Here is a 15,014-nt window from a genome sequence, read left to right as displayed (position 1 = left end):
GAATCCAAATGATCTGGATACATTTTCGGGCATGAGTTTTGAGCAAATTTTCAATTTTTAAAAATAATGCTCTACAGCACCTGAAGTCGGTGATTGGGTGAGTGCCTTCTCGCAAATTAACCCGAATCATTATGTTGATGAGCCATGCCATTCTTTTTTTGGCGCTGGTATGGGTATCCCCAATTTTCTCGCCTGCATTTGGCGAAACAGCGGAGAATACCCAAAAACCAGACTTTTTTGATGTTGTCGGCAAGACCCCGGCGACTGTCGTAGCAGCCATACCACGCCCTACTTTAGTGATGAGAGATGATGTTCTCATGAGCGGCTTCGTGGGACTGCCGATGTCATCGGAACATCGTAAGGAATTTATCGCCGCGTTACGCGCGTCGATGGCTAAAGAACAGCCAAATCCGAATATCCAGCTATGCCTTACCAATTTACTGGAAGAAGATCACGATTATCCCGCAGCACTGGATGCGCAGCGAGGAGGACCCATTACCGACATTGCACGAGAAGCATCACTTCTCTGGAAATTAGGAGAAACCGAGGAAGCCAAAAGGACCATCCATGATGGAGACACTCTTTCCCTCTCGAATGTTCAACTATGGCTTTCAGTGGTAAGGAACGATGTCATTGCCAACCATCAGGATGAGGCGATGGAATTGCTGTCATTTCTGGAACAACAGGATCCGCTAGCAGGAAGAGTTAGGACCAAATTGGCGATCCAACATTTAGAAATTGCTAGGCGCACAGGCAATGTGGACAAGCTGCTACAGGAAACAGAATCGCCAGTCTTGAGAGCATTGTGGCATGACGCGCTAGGCCAAACAAGTGAATATAATAAAGCGATTGAAGAGGCTGGCAAAAAACCTTCCGTCGGCGATCTAGAAACCCTCTATCAGATCCATGCCAATAACGAACCTATCTTGAACCGATATTTAGCCGAAGCCTTGAACCGTGGAGACCTGACGACCGGCGAAAGACGGCGATTACTCCAGCTTTGCGGAAGGTATTCACAACCGCTCATCGCTTGGCTAAATATGCCGACAGGTCAAATTGAAACGGCAGATTTATTTACAAGTCGCCCCGGAATACCGATGGGTCATGTTACTCCAGAAATCAAGCAACGCCTGCTGGATATCTTCACGACAGATCCAGGAAATAGTGACCTAAACCTGATCATGGCGTCATCCCAAATCACAAAGAGGAATGAATCTGTAAAATATTTAGAAGTTGCAGCTACAGATCTTCACGAAGAACTGAGTGATCAAGAACTATATCAGGGTGACAATGCCTACAAGGCGCTCAGAAGGTTATCAAATCTGATAAAACCAGAAACATGCTACCAAATTCTGAAAACCAATCCGAAGTTCGAAAAATTATCCCCTGAAAGACAGATTTATTATTTGATTGCAGCAGATTTGGAGGATCAAATTGACAAAACCATACCACTTTGCCATTTCCAGAATTTACCACCAAGCATTTCCGGATTCAGACTGCTAGATTACTTCAATTACCGCTCCAGGCAGCATGGATTATCGGAAGAATCTCTAGCTATATTACTTGATCGATTGCCCGATCTATTGATGGGAGATCGATCAGTCAGCCCACTGGATTTGCACATTAACGCCTATTCCACATTCACTTTTCTAATTAATTCTGGAGTTCCGAATCCCGACGTGGAAACGGCAATCTCCAAGGTAATCGTAACTGCAGGAGAGCACTCTGAGTCATTTCGCCAAAGCATAATCAATGCAATCCCTAAATCAGCAGCTGGATTGGAAAAATATCGGGCCCTTCAGACAAAACCCATTCCCAGAAATCTGGAAGAAGTAGAGGCTAACTCTGAACTGTCATTTATTTACCTATTCTTGCCCCCGGATGTATCAATCCTCGGCCAAGGATTCGACACAAGTAGCTCATACCGCGCTATAGATGGCCATCACCGCGTCCCTCCGCCCCAGAATACCATATTTTCAATCATCTCAATTCACTCACCTTGGGTAAATAGTGTATCCTATTTCAATCCAGAATCAAACCAACTGGACACCGAACTACAAGCAAGACTCCGGATCTTCTTCGCAGATTTTCCAGAACGCACCCTCGTTTATGATTTACTGGTTCAAACAGGTGAATATCTGTGTCCTGACGAAAAGGTGGTAGCAATTGCCAAAGATCGTATTGAGAACTTCAACAAAACCTCCCCTATCGATCCAACAGCCGGGATGTTCCTGTTTGCAGAAGCAATAGCTAGAGGCCATTCCCCCGAAGAATCTGCCCATTATTTGGAAAACTGCGATCAGTATCTCTGTCCAGCTAAAGCACGCGCATTCACCGCATATCACAACTATCTAGTCCCAAATAATCTTAGACCAGCACGGCGGCCCGTTAGAGATACAAAAAAAATTCTGGAAACAATCAAGAGACAATTCAATTCCGCAGATCCGAAACCGGAAGACTTACCCACAGGAATGAGTGACAGCCATTCCTTGGATATCATTGATCAACTGAAAATTTGCGTCGAATCCGACGAGTCAAATTCAGAAAGGGCAATCGATCTCGCAAAACAAATACTGGCCCGATACTCACAATTCTGGAATTCAAATCGATCCATTCATTCAAGCCATGGGACAACAGATAGTTCACCCGAGAATACTTCTTATCAAATTCTGATAAACAACCACCTGTATGACGGATTTGAAAAGGATCTAGTCAAGCAGCTAGAAGAAGCAAGGAAATCAGACATCACCATCCTTCGAGTTCGATGCCTCCTTCATAGTTTCCATGTCACCCATTCGACCCAAGCCATCTATCCCTACGCAAAACAACTATTCAAGCTGGACCCGTCAGAAAGATGGGTGGCGGCCGATGTGCTTGCGGCAGCAACAGAGGAAAACAACCCTGAGCTAGCCCTCAGAGCAATGGAATCACTCTACAAGGTCTCTCCTTCTTATTTGATGAAAACGATTCATCAAATCATGACGCAGCCTTCCTCAAGATCCCCCCGATTGAATCCCTTCGAACTATTCACCAGAGAGAACAATCACCAACTGGTAGAATTACTACTGAATTCCCCCATTTTGGATGAGGAATCGACATCACCCATACCAACTATCAGTGACCAAAGCGACTTTCTTCCTCTCTACCGCCATCTAGCCAAAATCGAGCCAGAGAGTCTCAAACCTATCTTGAACCGCTACCGCGCCATAACTCCAGCAAACGGTCGCATGTTGGCTGAAATTGCGAGTGAATTGGTGGATCAAAATCACCAGGCCACAGCGGTTGATATTTTAGCTGATGCGTATTTCACTGTACGAACAACTCCATCAAATCATGCTTCACAGACACAGCCAACCGATCTCAACATCGATGATTTGGATATTGAAGCACTGATCAAACTCAATTTAGCCATTCCACTTGCAGATGCTGAATCGAGATATCCAGAAACGTCAGCGACTGCACGTGTCAGATTAATCATCAAGCTAGCGGCTTATCCTAATCCCGAAACTTTGGATCAATCGATCATTCCGTTCTTAAAGTCACTCAATCAAGAGCAGCAAATTTCCTTCAAAAATAAACTGCTACTACTCCTGAAGTTTTTAGCCAATGATGGCGAAAAACTTCGGTTTCGATTCATTCATTCAACGGGCCAACTCAGCGATCTTTTCTCGTCATTTGAAGACTGTCTTAGCAAATTCACTCTCGCGACTAAGCTGGGTGATGGCTCTTTTATCGATACCGACTGGTCTCAAATCAAGCAGCTCATCACGACTGAGGACTCCCAATCGAAACGATTCATGCTCAACGAAATCGCTTGGCCCATGGCCAGATATTCACGTGATGTGAGCTGGATTGAGTTTTGTGGATTAACCAGTCAAGCCGAGGCACCACGAGAAATGTGGGCAACAAATTTTCCAGATCATAATTCCCTCAAAACCATTCCCAAAAACAGACTTGAGTTAATTGCCTCATCTTTTTTGAAGGACCTTGCACCTGGCCCAAAGTACTCACAACACGTTCTTGCCTTATTCGACCGGTTGCTATCCAGTAATTCATCCGATATTTCGTTATACGAAAAATTTCGTCCGTGGCTTGCATATCCACTCGACCCGAAAATTCATAATAGCAACTGGCGCCAGCAAGTCTTGGATCTGATAACTCGAAACCCAGCAGGCGCTCAGCCACAAATATCCGCGATATTCACCGGCGAAACGTGGAAAATCAGCTGGTCACTATCCAGCATCCAATCGCAAAATGATTACACTATTCCATCTTGCGACTTTTCCTTTCTCGATGGTCTCTACGATTTGGAATTTGTAACCGGTAACCGGGTCGATCGTATGAAGACCTTTCACTCCGTTTTAGCGGCAAAAGCAACAGGACAAATTGATCTTGATTTGCCAGAAGACAGCCAATTTATCGCATTACTCGCGAAAGAACGGTCAGGAAAAAACATACGATTGTCTGTTCCAATTCAAATCAGAGAGAGGATTGTCATGGATGCACCGGAAGTGAGTCCACCCTTCAAATCATCAGATATTCACGGACCATTCGAACAGAGTCGTGTTATGGAAATTTCTGAAAACACCGGTTCCCAGACTATAGATTTACTCACTTTCCCTTGTAATCCAATTGCGCCTTCTCCCTGTGTTCGAGGATGGTTACTGTCTAATAGCGGGGTCCAGCTGGCACTGAGTTTCCGGGATTCCACGGGGCATGAGATCGACCGAAGTACTCTTTCGAAAGATCCTTCACCCGAAATCCCCTTCCCAACTTGGCAATCTTTCTCAAGCCTCCACAGCGAATTCACCACCCACCGATCCGTTGCACCTCAATCCACCAGCACGATTGTTCTAACTTGCAGCAAGCCTCATGATGGCAGCGCCATCTACATCGCTGATCTTTGGATTGAACATAGCTCTCTCACTGGCGGCATGCCACCAGGTGTCGAAAAAATTGGTCAACTAAAAGGATTTAGACAAATGGTTCTAGTCGATCCTTCGAGTCATCAATTCGTTGCATTGACCAACCAGGGGCTAACCTTGTTTGATTTGAGCACGAAAGTTACTAAAGATTTCAAGATCGATGGTTCGTGTGGCGAGCTCCATGCCATTGTATGGATTCGCTTCGCCGACAGTCGCGTGATTTACTATACCCGTGAAAACCGATTTTATCTACTAGATCTGAGAGATCAGGAAATCCATCTTCTCTATAGCATGGAGCCTACTGCATTCATCTACACTGAGACCTTAGACAAGATTGCTCTTTCGCCGGATGGAAAATATCTTGCATGGCCTGGTAAGAATGCAGGAATCCATCTGATCCAGCTAGACCAACCTGGAGACTATCCACACCGTTTATTCGAAACAACAAAAGCGAATTCATTGCATTTTGCGGAGCACGGTAAAATTCTACGAGCTATATGTCGAAATGGTTTTTTTAGTGTAAATTTGGATGGCTGGCAATCCAACCCACCGAGCATTACCAACCAGCCACCAACTACGCCCGAATTCCGTTCTGATAATCGCCCAGCAACCAACATAACCCCTATTCCTTCCAGCATCCTAACCTTGCGAACTGGGAGCGTCAAAACGCTCGCAGAAACCCGTGTTCAGAACCGCTGTGTTCTACTCCCATCAGGGGTCGCTGCCATCGATTCCGAAGGTAAGCCGTTTTTCGTCGATTTCTTCGGCCGAATATTCAGATTCGAACTTGAGAATTTAGCCGACTATCCCAAAGACCATTAAATTGTTAGAGCCTGCAAAGGGTGTTGCTCAATTGGATTCTTTGTCCATTCAAATATGGCAAATCCATGCCGTTCTTTCCTTCAAATCAGCGCACTTGTCATTTTTGAAAATTTGCCATTTAAAATGGCATCGTGCGGGACCCTTTCATCACACCATCCGGCTTGGATCGAATCAACGTGATTGGGACGAGTGGTAGCGGGAAATCCGTATTCGCCCGACGTCTTGCAGAGCGTCTCGCGGCCCCGCTGATCGAAATGGATCGACTTTATTGGCACTCGAATTGGTCTCCTTCCACCGACAATGAATTTTTTGACAAACTGAAAAATCAGCTCAGTGGCTCGCGATGGATTTTGGATGGCAATTACACCCGGACCGTATCGATGAAGTGGGAACAGGTCGAAACGGTGATTTGGCTCGACTACACGTTCTTGAGGACAATCACCCGTGCAGTGAAACGAGCGATGCTGCGTTCCTGGAGTAAGCAAGAAATCTGGCCTGGCTCGGGAAATCGGGAAACCTTCCGCAAAAGTTTTCTCAGTCGGGATTCGATCATCTTGTGGTCGATCAAAACCCATTCCAAAAACCAGTTAAAATACCAGTCAGCTATCGTGGATGAAAGATATTCGCATATTCGATTCATCCGTTTCATCCACCCGAATCAAGCGGAAGCTTGGCTCCAATCGCTTGATGAGTCTAAACTCACGAAGTCGCTTGCGCCTTGATTGTTGCCACTTAAATTCAGAACCTTCGCCCATGTCCAAGACCGCAGAACTCCAAGCAGCCATCCGGGACGTTGCCGATTTCCCAAAACCTGGCATCATCTTCAAGGACATCACGCCAATCCTTAGCGATGGAAAGCTGTTCCGCCAGGCCATTGATCTGCTTTGTGAAACCGCTGGAGACCGCAAGATCGACAAGGTCGTCGGGATCGATGCTCGTGGTTTCATTTTTGCCGCAGCGGTCGCAGACCGCTTGGGAGCTGGGTTTATCCCAGTTCGGAAAAAGGGTAAACTCCCTTGGAAAACTCATCAAGCGGCGTACTCTCTGGAGTATGGAGAAGCGGTCATCGAGCTCCACGAAGATGCCATCAAGCCTGGTGAAACCGTCCTTCTAGTCGATGACCTCCTAGCGACTGGTGGCACAGCCGCGGCGGCAGTAAGTCTGCTGGAAAAACTCGATGCGGATCTCGTCGGCATTTCATTCCTGATTGAGCTCACCTTTCTTCACGGAAGAGATAATCTTTCCCAACATCCGATTCACTCGATTCTCTCCTATTGAGATCTAACTCCAAACCTTTCTAACCATGTCCTGGAAAACCTACAATCAACGCATCGTCCGCTACCCTGAATTCGGATTCTCGATCGATCTATCTTTGATGGATCTGAGCGATTCCGATTATGATATGCTATCGCCAAAAATCGATAAAGCCTTCGCAGACATGGCTGCCCTTGAATCGGGCGCGATTGCAAATCCGGATGAACAACGAATGGTCGGGCATTACTGGCTGCGCAATCCATCGATTGCTCCGACCCCAGAAATACAGCGTGAAATCACCGAGCCACTTGAATCACTGAAAGCCTTTGCAGAGCAGGTTCACACCGGCGTGGTAGTTCCTCCAGGCGGCGGAACTTTCGAACGAGTTCTCCTCATTGGTATTGGTGGCTCCGCATTGGGGCCTCAATTGGTTTCCGAGGCGTTGGGACAAAATGCAAAGCTTCCGCTCTTCTTTTTAGACAACACGGACCCTGCCGGCATCGACCATACGCTAGGAAAGCTCGCCAGCCTTGGCCTCGCCACGACACTCGTTCTCGTCATCTCGAAGTCCGGTGGCACACCGGAAACGCGCAATGGCATGATGGAGACAAAGGCCGCATACGATGCCGCTGGACTCGATTTCGGAAAGCACACAGTCGCCATCACCGGAACAGGCTCAAAGCTCGATCAATTTGCGGATGCCCATGGTTTCATAGCCCGGTTTCCAATGGAAGACTGGGTGGGAGGCCGGACCTCGGTATTGTCTACGGTGGGCCTAGTACCTGCCGCGCTTCAAGGAATCCAGATTGATGAGCTTCTCTCCGGCGCTGCAGCCATGGATGCAGAGACACGTCGTGCTGATGTCTCCACCAACGCCTCCATGCAACTCGCCATCGCCTGGTATTGCGTCGGCAACGGAAAGGGAGAGAAGGACATGGTCGTCCTGCCCTATAAGGACTCGCTGGTTCTTTTCTCCAAATATCTCCAACAACTCGTGATGGAGTCACTCGGCAAGGAAAAGGATCTTGATGGCAATACAGTTCATCAAGGTATTGCAGTTTACGGCAACAAAGGATCTACCGATCAACACGCCTATATCCAGCAACTGCGCGATGGATTGAACAATTTTTTCGCGACATTCATCGAAGTCCGCCAAGGACGATCGGGACCATCGATCGAAGTGGAACCTGGCAATACAAGTGCGGATTTCCTGCAGGGCTTTCTACGCGGCACACGCAAGGCGCTCTATGAATCCGGCCGCAAATCAATCACCATATCCATCCCGGAAGTAACTCCATTCCAACTGGGATCATTGATCGCCCTCTTCGAGAGAGCAGTTTCTTTCTATGCATCGCTGGTGCATATCAATGCCTACCATCAGCCCGGGGTCGAGGCAGGGAAAAAGGCCGCCGGCGTCTTCCTCAACTTGCTGAATCAAGTTCGTGGCCATCTAACAGCCGATGCGAAAACGGCCGCTGAAATGGCTTACGAGACAGATTCCGATCCCGAAGATGCTTATCACTGTTTGGTCCACCTGGCCAACAATGGCGAAGTCCAGATGGCACTCGGTGATAAACCGGAAGACGATACATTCCAGCTCTAACTGGGCACCACAGGATCTCGCGATACGCCATCACTTCGGCAACTCGATCCCTTTCAAGGTCGAAAAGCTGATCCGGCGCATCGTATCCAGAAACTCTAACATATAAACCGACTTCGCGGCCACATCGGTTGTGGCCGCGTAGAGGTTGGCAAATAAGCCATTTTTCCGGATCGGACGGGACGCCACGTAATTTCGTTCCAAATAAGGCTGAACCGCCCATCCCGGCATCGCCGCTATGGCGCGATGGCTGGCGACCAATTGCAGGATCGCGACCGTAAGTTCCGTCTTGCGGCGCAGAGGTTCAATTTTCGCCGGTGCAAGCACATCACGGATTACGTCGATCCGATCATCAGGAATTGGATATGTAACCAACGTTTCTCTGGCGAAATCTCTAGCTGTTAGATGAGTTTTGGAGGTGTACGGATGATTTTTCGCCAATAGAGCCAGCACCTCATATCGAAACAAGGGGTGGTGAACGACCTGAGGTCGAGGTTTGACATGGGAAACAATGACCAAGTCAGCAACATCCTCATGCAGAAGTCCTACTGGATCCGGATGGAAACCTGAAACCAGGTCCATCTCCACCTCCGGCCAGCCTTCACGAAACGCGTCCATGCTCGGCATCAACCAGTCGAAGCATGAATGGCATTCTACCGCGATTCTTAACTGCCCGGCCTTGCCTTCAGCAATTCTTGCTAGATCACGCTCGCTTTGCACGATCAGCTTTTCCACTTCATAGGCTGTTGTTAGAAGCCGGTCTCCTGCTGGGCTGAGCTTTAGCGGATTGCTTTTTCGCTGGAACAATTCAGCACCAACGTGCTCTTCGAGCGCCTTCATTTGATGAGAAAGCGCAGGCTGGGACAGATTGAGTCGCTTGCCAGCTTTGGACAAATTTCCAGTTTCAGCCACTGCAACCAGAGCTTTCAAATGGCGGAGTTCGATCATGAAGCAAATCTGATCATCCAATTTTCGAATGACGATGATAAAAACAATGAGTTAACAGAATGGTCGGGTTCTCGCCTATGGTCGATCCAAGCATGAAAACACGAACCCACCTTTTAGGCTACCCACGGATCGGCGAGCAACGAGAACTCAAAAAAGCAACAGAACTGTATTGGAAAGGGAAACTATCGAGAGCTGGATTGGAGGCCGTCGGCAGAAATCTGCGCGAACAAAACTGGAAAAAGCAAATCGCTGCTGGAATCGATTTGGTGCCTTGTAACGACTTTTCATTCTATGACCAAATTCTGGATGCCACCTGCCTGTTTGGCAACGTTCCTGAACGCTTTGCATGGGATGGAAAAGCCGCAGATCTGGATACTCGATTTCGGATCGCACGTGGCACCCATCATCTTAGCACCACTAGCGATCACGCCAATGAATGCAAAAACTGCCACATCGCGACCTATGCCAGTGAAATGACGAAATGGTTCGATACCAACTACCATTACATCGTCCCGGAATTCAAATCCACCACTGAATTCAAGCTATCTGACACGAAAATATTCAATGAATATCATGAAGTCAAAGCACTAGGATTCGACGCCAAGCCAACACTCATTGGCCCCTTGAGCTACCTAAAACTGGGAAAAGTTACTGGAGGAACCAGCAGCAACTTTGATCGAATGGAGCTGCTTGATCGTTTGATACCCGTCTATGAAGAAATCCTTTCCAGACTGGGTAATGAAGGCGCGAGTTGGATTCAACTGGACGAGCCCATCCTCGCTCTGGATCTAACAGATAAAGAACGGACGCACTATCAGCGCACTTATGAACGATTGTCTCAGGTATCCAATTCGCCTAAAATTCTCGTGGCCACTTACTTTGGCGGATTACGTCAAAATCTAAAAGCCGCGCTGGACTCCCCTGTTGCAGGCCTGCACTTCGATGCGGTTAGAGGTCGGAATGAATTGAGTGAATTGCTTGCCAAATTCCCGTCTAACAAGATTCTATCGCTAGGCATTGTTGATGGTCGCAACATCTGGAAAAACGATTTTGAGGATTCACTCGGCATCCTGAAGCAAGCGACGTCTGCTGTAGGGGAAGATCGCCTATGGATCGCACCTTCTTGTTCGTTGCTCCACTCCCCGGTCACGTTGCGAAATGAACCGGATCTGGATGGAGAGATCAAAGATTGGCTCGCGTTCGCGGACGAAAAAATGATCGAGGTCGATACTTTAAGAAACCTTCTAACTGGCGAATCCGATCTCAACGTTTTACAGGCGAATCAAGAAAGCAGAGAGAGACGCAATACTAGCACAAAAATTCGTGACCTCGGTGTTCAGGCTCGTCTTAAGGCGATTACTCCTGGCGACAGCATACGCACATCACCGTTCGCCAATCGTCAAAGTTTGCAACATGAGAAGTTGAAACTCCCGCTCTACCCGACCACCACGATCGGATCATTTCCTCAGACGAAGGACATACGATCCGCCCGCGCAAAGTGGAAAAAAGGCATCATGAGTAACGCGGAGTATGACGCATTCCTCAAAAAAGAAACCGAGCACTGCGTTCAGTTTCAAAATCGGATTGGCATCGATATGCCAGTTCACGGGGAATTTGAACGCAATGATATGGTCGAATATTTTGGAGAACAATTGGAAGGTTTCTTATTCACCGAAAACGGCTGGGTTCAAAGCTACGGAAGTCGCTGCGTGAAACCTCCCATCATCTATGGTGACGTAAGTCGACCGAATCCCATGACAATCTATTGGTCGAAATTCGCTCAAACATTAACCCAGCGCCCGATGAAAGGCATGCTCACAGGACCTGTAACCATCCTTCAGTGGTCGTTCGCTAGAAATGATCAGCCGCGTGATGTTACGGCCCGACAGATTGCGCTAGCCATTCGTGATGAAGTGATCGATCTGGAAAAAATCGGCATCGCAGCGATCCAGATCGATGAGCCAGCATTTCGAGAAGGATTGCCGCTGAGGGAAGAGGATTGGCCGACCTATCTAGCATGGGCTGTGGACGCATTCCGTCTCTGCTCAAGTGGTGTGAGAGATGACACGCAAATTCACACTCACATGTGTTACTCCGAGTTCAATGATATCATCGAGGCCATCGCGGCGATGGACGCAGATGTCATCACCATTGAAACATCACGCTCCAACATGGAGCTACTGGATGCCTTCGTCGATTTCGATTACCCCAATGAGATTGGCCCTGGCGTCTATGACATTCATTCACCGAGAGTCCCTACCACCGAGGAAATGGAGAAACTGATGGAGAAAGCCGAGGCCGTCCTACAAAGGCGAAATCTTTGGGTGAATCCGGATTGTGGTTTAAAAACCAGAAGTTGGGAAGAAGTTGAGCCTTCGCTAATCAATATGGTCGATGCTGCACGCAATCTCAGGGAAAAGGCAACGAAACCGGAACTTTGTGAGCGGGCATAGTGTAGATCAGAAGCAATGCATATTCGTGATATTTTAGCAGGCCCGGACACAAAGTTCTCATTCGAATTTTTCCCACCGCGTACCAAAGCTGTCGAAAAATCATTGCTCCAGTCGATTTCTGAATTGGAAAATTATTCGCCATCATTCATCAGCGTTACGTACGGTGCTGGCGGATCGACACGCGATGCGACGCATGAGCTGGTCCTCAAGCTGAAACAGCAAAAACCATTCCCAACCATACCCCACCTAACAGGAATCGGGCACACCAAGGATGAGGTCACCCGAATCCTGGAGCAATACGTCAAAGCAGGGATACGCAATCTTTTGGTGTTGCGTGGCGATTCACCGAGAATGAATTGCATCAAGGACGGAGATTTTCGTTACGCTTCAGACCTCGTGAATTTCATTCAGAAGTTCTCGGAAAAACACCGCTGTGATCTAGGAATTGGAGTAGCGGCATATCCTGAAGGGCATCCGGACGCAAGAAACCGGATGGTGGAACTTGATCATTTGAAGGCTAAAGCCGAAGCTGGTGCCGACTTCATTTGCACACAACTTTTCTTCGATAACAGGGACTTTCTGGATTTCCGGGAACGTTGTGAAATCGCTTCAATCAGGATTCCCATTTTAGCCGGCATCATGCCGATCACTCGCAATTCCGCCTTAGCCAGAATATCCGAATTCGCGGCTCGATCGCGTATCCCGGCTAAATTGATGAAAGCCATGCAGCGCTCTAACGGAAACGATGCAGTCGCAATGAACATTGGTATCCATCACGCGACACAGCAATGCGCCGATCTGCTTGACCACCAAGTTGCAGGCATTCACTTCTACACGCTCAATCAATCGACCGCCGTGCAACGCATTCTGTCAAATCTCGGTATGGCAACATGCAGCCGTTGAGGGCGTTACACAGAGAAAGCTTTAGATAAAAAGCAATTGGGTGCTTGAATCGCAATTCATCGTCCACACCAGCAAACCAGCGCTAATTTCGCGCAATCCAACGGGAGCGGCATCGCCGTTAGAAGGGCATGCTGCTCCCGAAATGAAACAAATCTATCGGCAGTTGGCCCTTTCTCTTTGCTTGGGAGCAGCCTCTATGGCCAGCACCACTCTGAATGGTGTTACTCTGGAGCCCATTTCAGGCCTGAGCAGCGATAGCAGCTATGCATCCTGGAATGACCTGAGTAGCAGCACGATCACCACGACCGGTGGGTTTCCAGGCAACTCCATCTGGTCGCCCATCAATTCCCAGAACAACCAAAACGACCCCTCCACTCAATTGACAAAAATCAGCAATGGAGCAGAGGGGGGTGCATTCGTTGCCAGTTCATCCATCTATTTCGGTGGCTTTTCCAGCAGCTCCAATCTCTTTGGCGGAACCCTGTCATTAAGCACGAGTGATCCCATAGTCGGTCTGCAAACCATTCTTTTCCAAATTCAGATCGGCGAAGCTTATGGCTATGATTTTTACAATCATGAGCTTCCTCTACTATCATACACTTTATCTGGTGATAGCACGATATATACGATAGTTGCTTCAGGTTCATCTTTGTATGACCAATTTGATGCAGGGACATTTTCCACTCCAGACGGGGACGAGGTTCTATATACCAACACTTACGCACTGTGGTTCGATTTGAGTGGTATTGTCGGTGATATTGATCGTTTCGACATTACATGGAGCGCGGTCCAACACGCTCAAATTTATGGAATAAGCATCCAGCAAGATGATACGACTGTAGACGCATCGATTCTACCCGCCGCAGTGCCTGAACCGGCTATTTCTCTTTTGAGCGCGATTGGATTGGCCGGACTTATTCGACGCAGAAGATAAGGATTACTCAGCTGACACCAGCAGAGATCCACAGTCATGGTTCCATATTTACAGGTTAAAATCGATCAATTCGGATGACTCTTCGGCACATCATCGTGACCCTTCTTGGTGTTTTACTCATCATCGCTCCGATCAGGGCAGAAGAGTCAGATTCACTCATCGCCATTTACGATTTGGATGGCACCACGAGCTCCAGCTCATGGACGACGCTGACCTCAGTGAATCCGAATTATTATGCGGATGATCCATGGAATGTGAGCGGCTCTCTCACCGTAAACAGTCCGGGTTACTCAGCAAGTTCCGGGCTATACAGCTGGTCCGGTCCGTATTCGGTTTCGGTCAGCCAACAGGCGACCAACTTTGACATCCAACAAGCTGTTTTTCAGATTGATGCCGTGTGGGATCCTGAGTCCGAATTTCCAATTAATGGTGGCCCGAAATTGAGTTACAATGGCGGAAATCAAGAACTATCGCCGCTGCCGATGATTCTTCATGATTCGGAAGAGGTCGATAACGGAACTGGAATCCCGGACACGGACGGTCTTGACTCATTTGTCTACCGAGGAGCTACATGGCAATGGGATCTTTCCGCTATCAGCGAGGAAATCACATCCATCACCATCACTCTCCCGCTTGCAAATCATACTTCTGTTAGAGGAATTCGCGTCGATGTCGCCTCGAAATTTACAGATATTAGCGATCATTCGTCTGACGAGTTCGAAGATTGGAAACAAACCCATTTCGGATCAATTGATGACTCAGGGAGTGCCGCGAGTGATGCAGACCCTGATCATGATGGGTTGTCAAATTTACTCGAGTTCGCATTGGGCACAGACCCCAATTCGAATGAAGGAGAAGACGGTCCAGGAGCCAGCCCTAAGCCCGAAGTGATTTCGATAGATGCGGAACAGCACATGAGCTTGTCCTTCAAGATGCCGGCAGAACCGTCATCAGCCTTGGTCTACACTGTTAGCACATCGAGCGATTTGGCAACATGGACAACCCTTGCAAGTAAAACAGGAACAGAGGATTGGATTTGGAATGGAGCTGGATCATCCATGATTCAAATCAGTGAGTTAGATGATCGTGACGAGGTGACAGTCACCGATGAGGCAGCGCTTTCTAACCATAAAAGTCGATTCATGCGACTCGAAATCGCCTATTAATATCCCCCC

At 48.0% G+C, this 15,014-nt stretch carries 9 protein-coding genes; 8 read left to right on the top strand and 1 reads right to left on the bottom strand.

Annotated features, from left to right (window positions below):
- The first annotated feature begins 137 nt into the window (after positions 1-137).
- From JIN85_RS00965 to JIN85_RS00950, 4 genes are all read left to right on the top strand, one after another.
- Positions 138-5,747: a tetratricopeptide repeat protein gene (locus tag JIN85_RS00965; protein WP_200266673.1), complete on the top strand. Its 5,610-nt coding sequence runs from the start codon at positions 138-140 to the stop codon at positions 5,745-5,747.
- A gap of 131 nt (positions 5,748-5,878) precedes the next feature.
- Positions 5,879-6,469 (top strand): P-loop NTPase family protein, encoded by a 591-nt coding sequence (locus JIN85_RS00960; RefSeq protein WP_200266671.1) that lies wholly within the window; start codon positions 5,879-5,881, stop codon positions 6,467-6,469.
- Positions 6,470-6,500: 31 nt separating this feature from the next.
- Positions 6,501-7,025, top strand: a complete 525-nt coding sequence (locus JIN85_RS00955) for an adenine phosphoribosyltransferase (RefSeq protein ID WP_200266669.1) — start codon at positions 6,501-6,503, stop codon at positions 7,023-7,025.
- 25 nt (positions 7,026-7,050) lie between these two features.
- Complete coding sequence (locus JIN85_RS00950; protein WP_200266667.1) at positions 7,051-8,604, top strand: glucose-6-phosphate isomerase; 1,554 nt, start codon at positions 7,051-7,053, stop codon at positions 8,602-8,604.
- A 30-nt stretch (positions 8,605-8,634) separates the two neighbouring features.
- On the opposite strand, the gene JIN85_RS00945 is transcribed toward JIN85_RS00950, so the two are convergent.
- Positions 8,635-9,549 carry a LysR family transcriptional regulator gene (locus JIN85_RS00945; protein ID WP_200266665.1) on the bottom strand — a complete coding sequence of 305 codons (915 nt, stop codon included), beginning with the start codon at positions 9,547-9,549 and terminating at the stop codon, positions 8,635-8,637.
- A 92-nt stretch (positions 9,550-9,641) separates the two neighbouring features.
- Between JIN85_RS00945 and metE the strand changes: the two genes are divergently transcribed.
- The 4 genes from metE to JIN85_RS00925 all read left to right on the top strand — a co-directional run bounded on the left by metE (position 9,642) and on the right by JIN85_RS00925 (position 15,005).
- Positions 9,642-12,002: a 5-methyltetrahydropteroyltriglutamate--homocysteine S-methyltransferase gene (gene metE, locus JIN85_RS00940; protein WP_200266663.1), complete on the top strand. Its 2,361-nt coding sequence runs from the start codon at positions 9,642-9,644 to the stop codon at positions 12,000-12,002.
- 15 nt (positions 12,003-12,017) lie between these two features.
- Positions 12,018-12,905, top strand: coding sequence for a methylenetetrahydrofolate reductase [NAD(P)H] (metF, locus tag JIN85_RS00935; RefSeq protein WP_200266661.1), 888 nt, complete (start codon positions 12,018-12,020; stop codon positions 12,903-12,905).
- 142 nt (positions 12,906-13,047) lie between these two features.
- Entirely contained in the window at positions 13,048-13,839 is a 792-nt protein-coding gene (locus JIN85_RS00930; protein WP_200266659.1) for a PEP-CTERM sorting domain-containing protein, read from the top strand.
- A gap of 74 nt (positions 13,840-13,913) precedes the next feature.
- A complete protein-coding gene (locus tag JIN85_RS00925) occupies positions 13,914-15,005 on the top strand; it encodes a hypothetical protein (RefSeq protein WP_200266657.1) in 1,092 nt (363 codons plus the stop codon).
- Positions 15,006-15,014: the final 9 nt, after the last annotated feature.

The organism is Luteolibacter pohnpeiensis (genome assembly GCF_016595435.1).
Classification (GTDB): domain Bacteria; phylum Verrucomicrobiota; class Verrucomicrobiia; order Verrucomicrobiales; family Akkermansiaceae; genus Luteolibacter; species Luteolibacter pohnpeiensis.
This window is presented reverse-complemented; position numbering and strand designations above follow the sequence as displayed.